This is a genomic window from Psychrobacter sp. TAE2020, assembly GCF_018919485.1.
Classification (GTDB): domain Bacteria; phylum Pseudomonadota; class Gammaproteobacteria; order Pseudomonadales; family Moraxellaceae; genus Psychrobacter.
Genome location: NZ_JAHLMU010000001.1, coordinates 1,207,006 through 1,222,101, shown reverse-complemented (window position 1 = coordinate 1,222,101; position 15,096 = coordinate 1,207,006). Strand labels below are relative to the sequence as shown.

General features: G+C 43.4%; 14 protein-coding genes. 6 read left to right on the top strand and 8 right to left on the bottom strand.

What is annotated here, in order from left to right:
* Positions 1–123 precede the first annotated feature (123 nt).
* The 5 genes from KPY62_RS04845 to mrdA form a co-directional block, all read right to left on the bottom strand.
* Complete coding sequence (locus tag KPY62_RS04845; protein WP_216581057.1) at positions 124–1,221, bottom strand: lipid A biosynthesis acyltransferase; 1,098 nt, start codon at positions 1,219–1,221, stop codon at positions 124–126.
* Between the two features lie 278 nt (positions 1,222–1,499).
* Entirely contained in the window at positions 1,500–1,886 is a 387-nt protein-coding gene (rpsI, locus tag KPY62_RS04840; protein ID WP_201623621.1) for a 30S ribosomal protein S9, read from the bottom strand.
* A gap of 10 nt (positions 1,887–1,896) precedes the next feature.
* On the bottom strand, positions 1,897–2,325 hold the full coding sequence (gene rplM, locus KPY62_RS04835) for a 50S ribosomal protein L13 (RefSeq protein WP_201623622.1): 429 nt from the start codon (positions 2,323–2,325) through the stop codon (positions 1,897–1,899).
* A 273-nt stretch (positions 2,326–2,598) separates the two neighbouring features.
* Positions 2,599–3,399, bottom strand: coding sequence for an RsmD family RNA methyltransferase (locus KPY62_RS04830; RefSeq protein WP_416384026.1), 801 nt, complete (start codon positions 3,397–3,399; stop codon positions 2,599–2,601).
* A 120-nt stretch (positions 3,400–3,519) separates the two neighbouring features.
* Complete coding sequence (mrdA, locus tag KPY62_RS04825) at positions 3,520–5,541, bottom strand: penicillin-binding protein 2 (RefSeq protein WP_216581056.1); 2,022 nt, start codon at positions 5,539–5,541, stop codon at positions 3,520–3,522.
* A gap of 422 nt (positions 5,542–5,963) precedes the next feature.
* Here mrdA and KPY62_RS04820 point away from each other — a divergent pair, with 422 nt between their 5' ends.
* The 6 genes from KPY62_RS04820 to adk all read left to right on the top strand — a co-directional run bounded on the left by KPY62_RS04820 (position 5,964) and on the right by adk (position 13,174).
* Positions 5,964–7,298 carry a hypothetical protein gene (locus KPY62_RS04820; RefSeq protein ID WP_216581055.1) on the top strand — a complete coding sequence of 445 codons (1,335 nt, stop codon included), beginning with the start codon at positions 5,964–5,966 and terminating at the stop codon, positions 7,296–7,298.
* A gap of 355 nt (positions 7,299–7,653) precedes the next feature.
* Positions 7,654–9,711, top strand: coding sequence for a heme lyase CcmF/NrfE family subunit (locus KPY62_RS04815; RefSeq protein ID WP_228730575.1), 2,058 nt, complete (start codon positions 7,654–7,656; stop codon positions 9,709–9,711).
* 109 nt (positions 9,712–9,820) lie between these two features.
* The gene (locus tag KPY62_RS04810) at positions 9,821–10,414 is read left to right on the top strand and encodes a DsbE family thiol:disulfide interchange protein (protein WP_228730730.1); all 594 of its coding nucleotides are present in this window, start codon (positions 9,821–9,823) and stop codon (positions 10,412–10,414) included.
* 89 nt (positions 10,415–10,503) lie between these two features.
* The gene (locus KPY62_RS04805) at positions 10,504–11,004 is read left to right on the top strand and encodes a cytochrome c-type biogenesis protein (RefSeq protein WP_228730729.1); all 501 of its coding nucleotides are present in this window, start codon (positions 10,504–10,506) and stop codon (positions 11,002–11,004) included.
* Complete coding sequence (ccmI, locus tag KPY62_RS04800) at positions 11,001–12,284, top strand: c-type cytochrome biogenesis protein CcmI (protein ID WP_216581052.1); 1,284 nt, start codon at positions 11,001–11,003, stop codon at positions 12,282–12,284. Before KPY62_RS04805 ends, ccmI begins: the two co-directional genes overlap by 4 nt.
* 224 nt (positions 12,285–12,508) lie before the next feature.
* Positions 12,509–13,174, top strand: a complete 666-nt coding sequence (adk, locus tag KPY62_RS04795) for an adenylate kinase (protein ID WP_216581051.1) — start codon at positions 12,509–12,511, stop codon at positions 13,172–13,174.
* 222 nt (positions 13,175–13,396) lie between these two features.
* On the opposite strand, the gene secB is transcribed toward adk, so the two are convergent.
* From secB to KPY62_RS04780, 3 genes are all read right to left on the bottom strand, one after another.
* On the bottom strand, positions 13,397–13,870 hold the full coding sequence (gene secB / locus KPY62_RS04790) for a protein-export chaperone SecB (RefSeq protein ID WP_201623674.1): 474 nt from the start codon (positions 13,868–13,870) through the stop codon (positions 13,397–13,399).
* Positions 13,871–13,932: 62 nt separating this feature from the next.
* Positions 13,933–14,196, bottom strand: a complete 264-nt coding sequence (grxC, locus tag KPY62_RS04785) for a glutaredoxin 3 (protein WP_216581050.1) — start codon at positions 14,194–14,196, stop codon at positions 13,933–13,935.
* A gap of 277 nt (positions 14,197–14,473) precedes the next feature.
* The gene (locus KPY62_RS04780) at positions 14,474–14,929 is read right to left on the bottom strand and encodes a rhodanese-like domain-containing protein (RefSeq protein ID WP_216581049.1); all 456 of its coding nucleotides are present in this window, start codon (positions 14,927–14,929) and stop codon (positions 14,474–14,476) included.
* Positions 14,930–15,096 lie beyond the last annotated feature (167 nt).

Below are 15,096 nucleotides of genomic sequence, written 5' to 3'. Positions count from 1 at the left end.
AATGTCATTAGGGTTCTGTTAAAGGGTTGTCAAGGCGCCTAAAGCTTACTGAGGCTTACTAAAGCTTACTAAAGAAGTGAAGTATAGCAAATTTGCATTGCCGCTCATATGAGTTAGCTTATATTACTTGTAGAGGTCAGTGCGTCCATTCGGACCATTTTTAAAACGTCGATGAAACCACATCCATTGCGTAGGATCGATACGAATCAAACCTTCTAGCAGCTCATTAACTCGAGTAGCATCAGTAACCGCATCATTACTAGGATAGTTGTCCAGTTCAGGCGTGATAGTTAAATGATAATGGGGCCGTTTGCCTTTAGGTATGTTGTCAGGGGTTTGTCGATAAGTATGTAGCGCCATGACAGCAGGGAGCTTTGCTTTATCTCCTATTACAGCTAGTCGCCGTGTCGCTGTAAGAGTGGCTGCCGGAACGCCAAAAAATGGAGCCATCACCCCTTGTTTAAGACCATAATCTTGATCCGGCGAATACCAAATGACATGGCCGGCTTTAATAGAGCTAACCACACTACGCATATCACGACTAGAGATTTGCTTACTCAAAATGCTACTACGGCCGTTGTAAACCAACCAATCGAGTAGGGCATTGTTCTGCGGTCGATACATGCCATCCATCGGGAAAAACTGAGTACAAAGCATACCACCCAGATCTAACAAAGTGTAGTGGGCCCCTAATAAAATAACGGCTCGTCCTTCATTCTGAGCAGCGATTAGATGCTGTAATCCTGAGATCGATACGGTACGAGTAAAAACATTCGGACGATACCAAGCGCATAAAGTCTCGAACACACCGATACCTTGGTTAACGAAGACTTGCTTGGCCATTAGTTCGCGCTCAACTTCTGGCTTTTCCGGAAAGGCTAATTTTAAATTAATTAGCGTATCACGGCGGCGTGAGCCGATTAGCTTATAGAGACTAATACCTAGCTTACGACCTAACCAAAACTGCCAGCGTAGTGGCAAATACACTAAGGGTAATATCAGCGCCAATAGTAGCCATATACCCCAATACTGTGGCATTAACAAGCGCATTTCAAACGGCTTTTTGACGGTAGCGTTAGTTTGCTTATGGGTCTGAGTAATCGTAGGCGTACCAACAGGAATAGCTGGTGATTTACCGTGCTGTAGCGCCTTAGAGGGCGAAGCACTAGGAGCACTGGACTTAGTTATTTTGCTAGGATCAAACTGTTCAGGCGCTTTCATGATATTAAGACTGATGCAGAAAAGGTACTGTTATGATGGGGCAGCTCTGACGACTTTGCAAGCTGGTTTTTTACGCAATGGGGAGGTTTGGGGTTATGGATTGGTTAGCGAGTCAATCTTTCTATATTCTATCAGCCATAAAATTCTATCAGCCATAAAAAAACCTTATAAGCGGTAAACCACTTATAAGGTTTTGCAAATCTACTAATTTATCATTTATAGCTAGTCTGTTCTTATAATAGGAGCAGTAGCCATAAACCAATAAATAATAGCTTTGATTAACGTTTTGAAAATTGTGGACGTTTACGTGCTTTACGTAGACCAACTTTCTTACGTTCAACTTGACGTGAGTCACGAGTAACAAAACCAGCTGCTTTAAGCGCAGGCTTGTTAGTTTCGTCAAGCTCAACTAGGGCACGAGTGATACCGTGGCGAATAGCGCCAGCTTGACCACTAATACCACCACCTTTAACAGTGATGTAAAGGTCATAAGCAGTAATAGAGTCAAGTAACTCTAGTGGCTGACGAACAACCATACGTGAAGTTTCACGGCTAAAATACTCATCAAGTGGCTTGCCGTTAACGACAATGCTACCAGTACCTTTAGCTAAAAAGACGCGAGCAGTAGAAGTCTTACGACGACCAGTTCCGTAATTGCGTTCCATAAGTGTATCCTTAGATGTCTAGTTCTTTAGGTTGCTGGGCTTCATGCGGATGTTCAGTTCCCGCATATAGTTTCAGCTTCTTGATCATCGCATAGCCAAGAGGGCCCTTTGGAAGCATACCTTTAACTGCTTTGTGTAAAACATCTTCAGGCTTATGTGCAATCAGCTTGGTGAAGTTAGTTTCTTTAATCCCACCTGGATAACCAGTGTGACGATAGTACTTTTTGTCTTGCGCTTTTTTACCAGTAACCGCGATTTTTTCGGCATTGATAACGACAATAAAGTCACCAGTGTCAACATGCGGAGTATAACAAGTCTTATGCTTGCCACGTAAGCGACTAGCGATTTGAGTGGCTAAGCGACCAAGAGTTTTGCCGTCAGCATCTACGACAAACCAGTCATGGGTCACTTCAGCTGGTTTTGCACTAAGTGTTTTCATGATAAAACCTTAAATTTAGAATTCGTTGAGAGTTTAGCTGGGAACGGGGCTCTCAAAAAACAGACTGCACATTATAAGCAGTAGCGTAGATTGTTGCAAGCTGCATTGGGGTTTATTTTCGCACGCTTACCATTAAAACAGTATATTTAACCATTTTTTGGCAAGTTTTAGCGATTATCAGCTGCTTTTTTTATGCAAAATGGATGGTTTACAATAAGTAGTAGCCGCTAATAAATAAATAGCTATTAATAAATCATAGCATAAGCTGTTCGATTATGACGATGCTAGCGTGTAAAGTCCAGCGACAACTTGTCCGACTTTGGTTTGTTTTAGACAGTCAAAACCTTGAAAGTTTGCTGTAGCCGCATTTTGTCTAAGAGTAGCCGCTAACACCGCCAATTGCTCGGTCAGATCTTTATCCGCTTCTAGATAGATAACACTACTAGCATCAATCCATTGGTACTCGATTAAGGCAGTCAAAATAGGCTGCCATAAGTCATCAGCGTAAGGCGGATCAATAAAAACTAGATTAAACGGGCCGATATGATGCTCACTATTTTGCTTAGAGTCATGGGCACCTATTGGCGCTGATGCTGATGCTGATGTTGATTGTGCTGACAGGCACGGTGGCAAGCTTAGCAAAAATTCTGCTGGTTTTTCTAACACTTGCTCGGCTTGCCCTTGAATGACTTGGTACTGACTAGCGTCAAGACGCAGCTGTTCTGCGCTGTACTGCAAGCGCTGACTTTGCACAGCGTTCATTTCAATAAAAGTGCAATGCGCCGCGCCACGTGACAAGGCCTCAAACCCTAATACCCCGCTACCGGCACAGCTATCGAGTACACGTGCGCCATGGATGTCAGCAATTAGCCAATTGAACAGCGTTTCCCTTAGGCGATCAGGGGTAGGGCGTAACCCTTGCGCCTCGATAAAGCTAATACTGCGCCGCTTGAACTGGCCACCGATAATACGTACTTCGCCAGCAGTAGCACTTTTAGCTTTAGAAGCCATTTTAGTATTACCTCTAGGGGCGGGTTTAGCGATTACTTTACGGGACGATACTGGCTTTTTCATCAGGTCTTTATCTTATTCTATGACGTTATTTTATTAAAAGGGGCTAGGTTTTGGCCAACAGCGAACTAAGCTAGCTAGTGTTAATCCGCGGCTATTTTAACAGAGTTAACTATTGGGACTTTAGCCGCTTGTGGTTGCGGTTGCGGTTGTTACTGTCGCTGCTGTAGTAATTGCTGTTGCAGCTTTGGCCTCAGCTTCAGCTTGTTCTTTTAGCGCCTGCTGTTGGTCACGTATTAAATCACGGGCCACTTTATCCACCGCTTTTTGACGTTTGATAATAGCAAGTTGTTCAGCGCTCGGCGGTAAGATAGGGTTATTTTTGCGTTGTATTAGCCAGTAATCGAACAAGGCACGACCGATAGGAGCGGCTACCGCACTACCTCCACCACCGTTTTCTACTAGTACCGCAAGGGCGATTTGTGGATCTTCTACTGGGGCAAAGCCATTGAACCAAGCGTGATCCCAATGGCGTTTATCCAACGCCGCTTTGTTATAGCTTTTGCCTTGCGCGATTGATTTTACTTGCGCGGTACCCGTCTTGCCAGCGATACGATAGCGATCAGTATAAATGCCGCGACCGGTACCGCCTTTTATCACGTTTTCCATGGCGCTATGCATGCGTAGCCAGTCAGAGGGCTCGCCATTGTATTCTATTTTGCCGTCAGGCTTAGTGATGATATCGACTTCAGCGCTACCTACGCTACTCTTCAGTAGATGCGGGGTAATATGATAGCCTTGGTTAGCCGTCATCGCTGTAGCATTAGCAATCTGTAAGGGCGTAGATAAGAAGTACCCTTGGCCAATACTGACAGAGATAGTCTCACCAGGTAGCCAGCCTTTATTGTAAGTGTCTTTTTTCCATTGCGGCGAAGGCATAATACCGGACTTCTCATTAGGCAAGTCAATTCCTGTCTGCTCACCAAAGCCAAAGCGTACCATCCAGTCATGCAGGCGCTGGATACCCATCTCATAAGCCAACTTGTAGTAATAAGTATCGACCGACATGGCGATAGATTTATTGAGGTTGACTGTACCGTGCCCGCCACGCTTCCAGTCACGGAAACGATGCGAGTCACCAGGCAAGCTAAAATAGCCTGGGTCATATATAGTAGTATCCCAATTACGTAGACCGTAATGCAGACCACCCAGCCCTTCAAACGGCTTGATAGTAGAGCCCGGCGGATACATACCTTGCAGCGCTCGGTTATACATCGGCTGATCGAGATCATCTCGCAGCTCGCCATAGTCCTTAAAGGAGATACCTGATATAAAAGGATTAGGGTCGTAACTTGGGTTACTGACGAACGCTAACACATCACCGTTTTTGGGGTCTATTGCCACAATAGCGCCACGACGACCATCGAGCTGCTGTTGAGCTACCGTTTGAAGGCCATAGTCTAAGCTTAGAGTGATGTCATTGCCGGCTGTTGGGGCTTTTGACTCTAACTGGCGCAAGATATTACCGTGGGCATCGGTTTCTACCGACTGATAGCCGGGCTGGCCGAGTAAAATATCTTCATAGAAGTCCTCAATACCAATTTTGCCGATTAGATCAGTACCAGCATAGCGATCCTTATCGATGGTTTTGGTCTCTTTATCATTAATACGACCAACATAACCAATAACATGGGCGAATAGATCATCATAAGGATAAGAGCGAGTTAGCTTGCTTTGAATGTTAACTCCGCGAAAGAAAGGCTTGCGCTCACTAAACTGTGCCAATTGCCTTTCAGTCACATCAATCTTTATGGTGACGGGATCATTTTTACTGCGACTAATACGCGCCAAAATGTCAGTTATATCGCTAGCAGTGAGCTCAAAAATAGGGGCTAACAAAGTCAGCGTACGCTCAGGGTTAGTGACTTCATCGGGGCTTAGCATAGCCGTAAATACTGGCTGATTGTCCGCCAATATTATACCGTTACGATCATAGATGTAGCCACGGCTGGGCGGGGCTGATATCAGTTTAATGCGGTTATTATCAGCGTTAGTTGAATACTGATCATGAGCGTAAACTTGCAAATAGCCATAGCGCAGTAGCAGGCCACTTAGTCCTACAAATATAATTAACCCAAAGATAATAATTCGCTGCATAAAAATGCGGTTTACTAGTTCAGTATCTGGCGTAAGCGGTTTATTCATGTAAAGTCAGTACCAAATTATTAAGTCGAGCAAAAGTATTAAGGCTAGTAACGGCGATCAGTAGCAAATTATAACAGAACAAAATAGACTCTGTTGCCTTTGCCATGGCAATTGTAGTTTGCTAGATGAATGGCGGTTAATCACTAACCGAAGGGTTAGATTAAAAGTTAATTCAGCTAAAACAAGAACCTGGGTTGGCTGGGTTGATAAAAAAACGGTCAATAAAAGCTGAAGATAGTGAGATCAAAGGTAGTACCAACAGTCATTTACCCTAGCCAGTAAGCCGTGCTAATAAATGGCAAGTATGTTAAAATCAAGCGGTTTATTTTATAGCATTTTTGCTAAAAACATTGTTTTAGTAATCAGTCATTATTTATGACTATAGATTAAAGCTAATCCTTATGTCAGGGGCATAAACAGTCATGGTTGCAACTTCAATATGGCAGACGCTTGCTGAGCATCCAGAGTTCCTTGCCATGCTGACCATACCGCCAGTGACCGCACTTGTCACTTGGATACACGTATGGATGGCACTAAAGATGCTGTTTTACCCCATTAAGTTTCGGGGTATCCGTATCCCAAACTTTCCTTTTTTTGGCTTACCCGGAATAGGCTGGCAAGGTATAGTGCCGCGTAAAGCTGGCAAGATATCAGGGGTTATTGTTGACCAAACTTTATCTAAACTAGGCTCGCTTGATGAGTTCTTTCAGGCCATGGAGCCTGAGCAAATGGCAGTATTCATTACCGATACTGTCGATCAAAACCTCGAGTCTTTAATCGATGAGGTCATGCTTGAGCGCTCAGAGACCTTATGGAATAACATCCCTTATGCCTTAAAGCGGCGTCTCTATGCGCAAGCTCATCAACAGCTGCCAGGAATCATGCAATCGCTAGTGACCGACTTGACTTATCATGTCGAGGACTTAGTCGATATGCGTCAGATGATCGTCAATAAGATGGAGAGCGATAGACGCTTGATGGTCAACATGTTCTTAAAAGTTGGTCAACATGAGATCAACTTTATTTGGCATATTAGTGCGCTGATTGGTTTGATATTCGGCATTATCCAGATGTTTATCTTTTTGGTAGTGCCCGTGCATTGGACAGTGCCTTTTTTTGCGGCAGTGTGGGGCTTACTGACCAACTGGATTGCTATTTGGATGGTATTTAATCCGATAGAACCTAAGTTTATCCCTTGTATAAAATTCTTCTCTTGGCGTCAAGGCTTTCCTTTTATCAAGTTACAAGCGCCACATATCACCCAGTTTCGCTGGCAGGGCGGCTTTATGAAGCGTCAAGAGGAAGTCTCTGAGGTGTTCGCTGAGATTGTGGTGAAGGATTTGGTTACTCTTGAGAACATCATGAACGAGATGATGTATGGTGAGCGGGCAGCACAAACTCGTGAGCTAATGAAGTCACACCTATATGAGGTGTTGGATTCACCGTTAGTCAATACTACTTTGCGTATGGGACTAGGTCGTCGTGAATTTGGTCAGCTAAAGAACACTATTATCGATAAGTCGATCAGTGCCACTATGATACCGATGCGTGATCCTGAATTGAATGAGAGTCGCGCTAGCAAGATATTTGGCTTGTTTCGTGACCGTATCCGTGCATTGTCACCGCGCGAATTTCAAAACTTATTGCGCCCAGCCTTTCAAGAAGATGAATTAACCTTGATTGTATTAGGCGGTATTACTGGCTTTTTAGCCGGTTGGTTGCATTTGGTTCTAGTATTCCTGCCAGCAGTTAGTTAAGTGATAAATGATGAATTTTTATAGTGACGTATTGAAGCTCATAGCTATAACCACCATCAAAACATCATTAGCAAAGTATCCCTACAGATAAAGTCATTATTTTTATAAGAACAGTACAATTAGAACAGTACAATTAGAACAGTAGAACAGAACAGCAGAATAAGCTTATAAGTGAATCAACTAAAGTATCAACTAAAACAAACACAGCAAATAATCATCTATAGCCGTAATCACATAAAACAAAATCACCGTTAAAACCGTCAAAAAATTCGTAACAGACGCTAAGTGTCTTGGCCAGTTATAAGTCGACCAAGCTGCTACAGCAAACTATTAGCGTATAACAAGGTTAGACCGTATGTTAATCACAGAATTAGGTTATTTGGCCTTGCTGGCCGCCTTTATCTTAGCGATCTTGCAGGTCGTGTTGCCAACCGTAGGGATCGTGCAAGGTCGTGTCGCTTGGCAGCGTTTGGCACCAAGCTTAGCTTGGGCACAGTTTGCCGCCATGGCTGTCTCATTTGGGGCGTTGATGGCAGGCTTTTATTACAATGATTTTAGCTTGGCTTATGTCGCTCAGCATTCCAACACTTTGTTGCCTTGGTACTATAAGTTATCAGCAACTTGGGGTGGACACGAAGGCTCATTGCTACTGTGGATGACTATTATGGCCACTTGGTGTGCCTTAGTCTCTTATTTCAGCCGTGGCCTACCGTTATCTATGCGAGCACGAGTATTAGTAATATTAGCAGGGGTGCAGCTGATGATGCTGGCCATGCTAATCTTTACTTCGTCACCTTTTGATCGCACTTTACCTAATCTGATCGTCGATGGCGCAGATCTTAACCCCGTATTACAGGATTTTGGTCTTATTATCCATCCCCCTATGCTGTATATGGGTTATGTCGGTATGGTAGTGCCTTTTGCCTTTTGTATGGCGGCGCTATGGGAAGGCCGTTTAGATGCGGTTTGGACTCGTTGGTCACGGCCTTGGGCGCTAGCCGCTTGGGGTTTCTTGACTGTGGGTATCGCTTTGGGCTCATGGTGGGCTTATTACGAGCTTGGCTGGGGTGGTTGGTGGTTTTGGGATCCAGTAGAGAATGCTTCTTTAATGCCTTGGTTGGCTGGTTTAGCATTGATCCATTCGTTAGCCGTTACCGAAAAGCGTGGGGTGTTCAAAGCTTGGACTATCATGCTGGCTATCTTTGCTTTTGCTCTTAGTTTACTCGGTACTTTTTTAGTGCGCTCTGGGGTTATTACTTCAGTGCATTCATTCGCTGCTGATCCAACTCGTGGCTTAGTCATTTTAGCTATTTTGGGCATAATCATCGGTGGTGGTTTGCTGATGTTTGCGGTTCGTGGTTGGCGCTTGACAGTTGAGAGTCAGTATCAACTGGTTTCTCGTGAGTCTTTTTTAGTCATTAACAATGCCATTATTCTGATCTCAACTTTAGTGGTGCTACTAGGTACTTTATATCCTATCATCGCTGATGCCTTTAATTTAGGTCAGGTCTCAGTAGGCCCTCCGTATTTTAATGCGCTATTTGTACCGCTAACGTGGCTACTATTGATAGCGATGGGTATGGGCTCTAATATCCGTTGGAAAAAAGACAGTCGTCCACTATTGGGCGTTGGTATGGTCATTGCGGTCAGTAGTTTGGTGCTCGCGGCTATTATTACTTACTTTGTTAACCCGTCCTCTATGCTCAATATCGGCGTGACTTTAGCCGTAAGCTTTTGGGTATTGCTGTGGATGGTGGTTGATTTTAAAGATAAGACCAAAAATGCCCCTAGTCTGTTTAAGGGTTTACGTCAGTTACGCTTAAGCTATTGGGGGCAACAAACGGCCCATATCGGGGTGTTAATAGCAGTTATTGGGGTGGCATTTACTAGCAGCTTAAGTATCGAGCGCGATGTAGCGTTGGGACTTGGTGATACGGTAACGGTGCAAGGCTATGATTTTGCTGTTACTGATTTTAAAGAAGTCAAAGGCAGTAACTTTGATGCCACGCAAGCTAAAGTAGAGGTCAGTAAAGACGGTCGCTCAGTGGCGACTCTTTATCCTGAAAAACGTACTTATGTCGTTAGCATGATGCCGATGACTGAAGCCGCTATTGATGCCAGTATCATGCGTGATTTTTATGTGGCCTTAGGCGAGCCTATCGCTGAAGATAGCAATCAGTGGGCCGTACGTATTTATGTGAAGCCGTTGATCCGTTGGATCTGGTTGGGCGCTATTATCATGGCTTTAGGTGGCTTAATAAGTATGCTTGATAAACGCTATCGCATCAAAAAACCTCAGTCTAAGCTGTTGGCTACTGATACTTTGACCACAAGCACTCTGAGCCTTGATCCAGAAGCTCAGACTTTAAATAAAGCAGTAGCGACTACGGCATCGACGACAGGGGAACAGTAGAATGACTACTTCAAACCATAATCCTGATCAAAACGATGACCTTAACAAGACCGATGTTGATAATACTAATATCAATAACACTAATAACGGCAAGCGTCCTAGCAAGACCATGAAAAAAAAGCAGATGAAGCTATGGTTCTTGATTCCGCTAATAGTGTTTTTTGGCATAGTAGTTATGCTTTATATGCGCTTAGGTAAGCCGACAGAGATTGTGACTAATACCGCTCTTGAGCGTCCAGTTCCTACCTTTGAGTTGCCACTGTTGTCTGACACTAGTCGTAATATGACTAATAGTAATTTGCCCAATAAGCCGTTTTTAATGAATATTTGGGGCTCGTGGTGTCCTACTTGTATCGTCGAGCATCCTTTTTTGATGCAGCTTGAAGAACGAGGTGTGGAGATCATTGGGGTGAACTATAAAGATGACATCGGTAATGCGCTTAGCTACTTAAACCAGCGTGGCGATCCGTTCTCGATGTCTATTCAAGATTCAGCGGGAGGGTTTGCCTTAGACTTAGGCTTAACGGGTGCTCCTGAGACTTTTATAGTTGATGGAGATAGAGTTATTCGTCAGCATATTATTGGTGAGATTAATGAAGCCAATTGGCAAGAGCGTATTATGCCTTGTTTGAAGATACTCAACCAAGCTAGCGATAACGCTACTGCCCTCGATCCAGCTCAAGTTGCGGAGGTCTGTCAATGACATTTAATTTAACAACCACCAATCTACTCAAAAGTCGTCAACTATCTAAGTGGCTAGCCTTAGGGTTAGCTGCGGTGCTGGCTACTATCATGAGTATGACGGCTAATGCTGCTATTGATGTCTATGATTTTGACTCGATACAGCAAGAAGCTCAGTACCGGGGCCTGATCGAAGAGCTACGCTGCCCAAAATGTCAAAATCAAAACTTGGCTGGATCTGACGCTCCTATCGCCCAAGATCTAAAGCAAAAGACTTATGATCTAATCAAAGAGGGTCGCAGTGACGGTGAAATTCGCAATTACATGCAAGAGCGTTACGGCGACTTTATCAGTTATAAGCCACCAGTACGTCCCTCTACTTGGATATTATGGTTTTTCCCACCGTTATTACTGATCTTGCTAATCGCTGGCTGGTTTTGGCAAACCAAACGCCGTCAGCTTACCGCACGTGGTCAGAGTGGGCCATCGGTAGATCATACTACTACACCATTAAATGCTACTGAAAAGGCTGAATTGGAGCGTTTATTATCACGTTCTGACAGCGCTAATGGCTTTGATCGTGACATTACTAGCACCGAGGACAAAAAATGACCCAATTCTCTACACTCGGCTTATTTATTGCTCTAAGCTTATTGATTACTTTAGTACTGTCGATCATCGTGGTAATGCCTTGGCTGCGTGCTAAGCGCGCACAAAACAAACCGGTAGATAATCAGTTATTAGATATCAATATCGCAGTATTCCGTGAGCGTTTGGCTGAGCTTAAGACTGATAAGGATACGGGCACTATCGATGATAGTCACTATCAAAATCAAAAGCTTGAGCTTGAAAGACAGCTATTAGATGCGCAGCGCCAAATAGAACCTATGATTGTTCCAGGCGTAAAGAGCCGTTTATTACTTATCATTTGGGTGCCAGCATTAACGGCATTGGCTTATCTATTAATCGGTGACCGCACGCCAGTATTTAACTTCTGGTCGGCTGAAGATAAAGTCGGTCAAGTCGCTGATGATCTATTAACTGGTAAGCTTGACCAGCCACCAGCGTGGGCGATCGAAGATGATGGTCGTCAGCTTATCACCGCTATGCAGAGCAATGTCCATCGCCATGCTGATGATCCTGATCGTTGGATGCGTTTGTCAGAATTGTTCTTATCACTTGAGTCTACTGACTCAGCCATAGAGTCACTATCACGGGCTTATCGCTTATCTCCTGATAATGAAGAAATCGCTACTACTTACGCCCAGATTAGCTTTTTTGCCAATCAAGGCCAGCTCGATACTAATACTCGCCGAGTATTGCAGGACGTACTAGCCAAAAATCCACAGCACGAAGGCGCGCAAATGCTAATGGCTATGGGTGAGGCTCGTGGTAGTAACTATCAGCAAGCTCAAGGTTGGATTAAGCGCTTACGCGATAATATCGCCGCTAAGCCGGGTGATCATAGCAAAGCTTTGGCAAGTTTGGACGAGCTGAGTGCTAATGTCTCTACGCAGGAAAAACAAGCGGCGCTAGGTATCGATGTGACCGTAACTATTAACGCCAGCTTATTGCCTTTGATAAAGGCTGATGATGTGTTGTTTGTGGCTATTCGTGATGTGAAAGGAGGGCCACCGTTTGCGGCTAAACGCCTACCTATTAGCATTATCAAGCAAGGCCAAGCCACTATCAGTTTGAGTGACCTCGACGCTATGATGCCTGAGCGTACTATTCAAATGGCACGTAGCGAAAAAACTAAATTGGTAGTCGTTGCTCGAGTCAGTCACACAGGTAATGCTATTGCTGAGTCTGGTGATCTATCGGGTAATCCAATAGTAATAGGCGCTGAACAAAACCAAGTCAAGGTTGAGATTAATCAACAAGTACCTTAAGTACTATCGCTTATAGTAGTGATAAATCTGCTCATAAATCTAGCACGTTTTAGCTGACGACTGTAGCGTGCAATCAATTTATATGAACAGTCAAGTCATAGCGAGCTATCACTCTTAGGTTAAAAATACTTGAGGTTTACAAAGCTGCAAGGTAAGGTAAGCCTTGCAATTTAACAATACCTAAATTTTATCTATAAATCCCACTCATTAAGGAGAGTCGTACAATGATGCGCATTATTTTGCTAGGACCGCCAGGCGCCGGTAAGGGCACCCAAGCTCAGTTTATCTCAAAAGAGTATGATATCCCGCAAATCTCAACTGGTGATATGCTCCGTGCTGCTATCAAAGAAGGCAGCGAGCTTGGCCAACAAGCTCAAGGCATTATGAATGCTGGCGGCTTAGTCTCTGACGATCTAATTATCAATTTAGTGAAAGAGCGCATTACCAAGCCTGACTGTGCTAATGGCTGTATTTTTGATGGCTTCCCACGTACTATCCCACAAGCGCAAGCCCTTGCAGAAGCAGATGTTGCGATCAATCATGTGATTGAAATCAGCGTTCCTGATGATGAGATCGTCAAGCGTTTATCAGGTCGTCGTCAACATGCTGGCTCAGGTCGTGTTTATCACATTGATCATAATCCTCCTAAGCAAGAAGGCATCGATGATGTCACTGGCGAAGCGTTGATTCAACGTGAAGATGACAAAGAATCTACTATCCGTGAGCGTTTAGCCACTTATCATCAGCAAACTTCTACTTTAGTAGGCTTTTACCAAGATCAAGCCAAGCAAGGTGCTAATGCTAACAGTGCTCCTGATTATGATAAGTTTGATGGTACCCAAGCTATTGATACTGTTAAACAGCAGATTTTGACGGCATTAAAAGGGTAAGGTTTACTGAGCTAATTTCGCTAAAATGATGTCGCTAAAATGATTTGGCTTCATTAGCTTTACTGAACTAGCTTCACTAAACTAACTTCACTAAACTAATAGTTAGCCAAAAAAACCTCAATGGTTCAAGTTGAGGTTTTTTTATGCTGGTAATCAGCAGCTAAAAAGCCGTCACCTTAGCTAAGATGACGGCTTTTTTAGCATAAAGCAGAGCTTAAAAACTTACGCTTTGCCTTCAGCATCTATTTGAGCATTAGCTGAATCGCCAGCTTGCTCTTGGCTTTGAGCATAAGCCTGATCGAAGTTAACAGGAGCTAATAGTAACTGCGGGAAACTACCACGGGTAACGATGTCGCTGATCACTTCACGAGCATAAGGGAACAAAACGTTAGGGCAATAAGCACCTAGGATTTGGCCTATTTGATCTTCAGGAATATTCTTCAATAAGAAGATACCTGCTTGATGAACTTCAGCGATAAAAGCCGGTTGCTCAGCATTCTTAGCAGTAACGCTCACGGTCAAGATAACTTGATAATGGTCGTCATCAAGCTTTTCGGCATTGCTAGAAAGATTAATGTCTAGCTCAGGGTTCCACTCTTTAGTAAAGACCTCTGCGCCTGGCACTTCTAATGACATATCTTTAACATAAATGCGTTCTAGGGCCAGTTGTGGTTGTGCTTGTTCGTCAGCCATGATGTTTCCTCAAAAATTAAAATTTTATGGTTATTTTAGGATTAGCTCACTTGAATAGTGAATTATTAGCCTGCTAATAATTCGTCAAGCTTGCCTTGTTGATTGAACTGATTAAGCTCATCAAAGCCACCAACAAAAGTATCGCCAATGAATATCTGGGGTACTGTGCGATAATTATTAGTTTTTTTCATCAGCTCGCGACGTTCTTCGCTGCTAATATCATGCATGCCAATTTCTTCATACTCAACCCCTTTGTTCTTTAATAATTGTTTGGCGTTTGAGCAGTATGGGCAGATAGGAGTAGTATATACTTTTACAGATACGGTCATGATAAATCCTTGATAGGTTTGTTGATTATATAGGGATAAGACAGTACCAAGCCAATAATATAATGATTACAGCCAATACTAAATTAATAGTTAGTAGGTATTTGTCTATCTTCAGTTATAAAGTGGGGCTGTGAGTCATTAATTCAAGCGCAACTAGCTATAATTGAGCAAATAGTCATAACTGAACTACAAATGAGACATAAAAAAGACACCATAAGATTATGATGTCTTTTTTGTTTTTCACTGCCATTGCCACTGCAACCAGCAGTAACGAAAGTTATTTATACAAGCTTGGCTTGGTTTTGCCTTTAGCCTTTGGCTGAGTGTCTTTTAAGCCCACTAGAGGCATACCGCCTGCTTGCCAGCCACCGATACCACCGTCTAAACGATAGACATTTTCTTTACCGATCATTTGTATCGCAGCGCCAGCAGTGGCCCCCATATCACAAATAATAACTATTGGGTCTTCGATAGCACGTACTTCTGCTAGTCGCTCTTTTAGCTCAGTGAAGGGAATGTTACGACTGCCTTGAATGTAGCCAGTAGTGAATTTCTTATTGGCGCGAATATCAATTAATTGCGCGTTTTGAGAATTCACCATCATACCAAGCGTATTGGGCGACACTTTTTTACCGCTGCGTTTGCTTTCAATGGCAAAAAACAATACGGCAAGTACTGCTAAAATACCAAATAAAAACGGGTGGTTACCCACAAATTCAAGCGCACGATCCAAAACATACCTCCAAAAAATAAGTGTTCTTTTAAGTTGTGGATACAACTTAACCTAGTGAACAAGGCGCTATTATACCGATTTGGTCAATCATAGTAAACGCAGGATAGCAAAGCGTTTGCTAATCTAAGCTTTGCCAACTAATTAATAGCTTATATCGACAAAGCAAA

Excerpts from the sequence above, each read along its gene's own strand:
- KPY62_RS04845 (WP_216581057.1), bottom strand. The coding sequence starts at position 1,221 with ATGAAAGCGCCTGAACAGTTTGATCCTAGCAAAATAACTAAGTCCAGT.
- rpsI (WP_201623621.1), bottom strand. The coding sequence starts at position 1,886 with ATGGAACGCAATTACGGAACTGGTCGTCGTAAGACTTCTACTGCTCGC.
- rplM (WP_201623622.1), bottom strand. The coding sequence starts at position 2,325 with ATGAAAACACTTAGTGCAAAACCAGCTGAAGTGACCCATGACTGGTTT.
- KPY62_RS04830 (WP_416384026.1), bottom strand. The coding sequence starts at position 3,399 with ATGAAAAAGCCAGTATCGTCCCGTAAAGTAATCGCTAAACCCGCCCCT.
- mrdA (WP_216581056.1), bottom strand. The coding sequence starts at position 5,541 with ATGAATAAACCGCTTACGCCAGATACTGAACTAGTAAACCGCATTTTT.
- KPY62_RS04820 (WP_216581055.1), top strand. The coding sequence starts at position 5,964 with ATGGTTGCAACTTCAATATGGCAGACGCTTGCTGAGCATCCAGAGTTC.
- KPY62_RS04815 (WP_228730575.1), top strand. The coding sequence starts at position 7,654 with ATGTTAATCACAGAATTAGGTTATTTGGCCTTGCTGGCCGCCTTTATC.
- KPY62_RS04810 (WP_228730730.1), top strand. The coding sequence starts at position 9,821 with ATGAAAAAAAAGCAGATGAAGCTATGGTTCTTGATTCCGCTAATAGTG.
- KPY62_RS04805 (WP_228730729.1), top strand. The coding sequence starts at position 10,504 with ATGAGTATGACGGCTAATGCTGCTATTGATGTCTATGATTTTGACTCG.
- ccmI (WP_216581052.1), top strand. The coding sequence starts at position 11,001 with ATGACCCAATTCTCTACACTCGGCTTATTTATTGCTCTAAGCTTATTG.
- adk (WP_216581051.1), top strand. The coding sequence starts at position 12,509 with ATGATGCGCATTATTTTGCTAGGACCGCCAGGCGCCGGTAAGGGCACC.
- grxC (WP_216581050.1), bottom strand. The coding sequence starts at position 14,196 with ATGACCGTATCTGTAAAAGTATATACTACTCCTATCTGCCCATACTGC.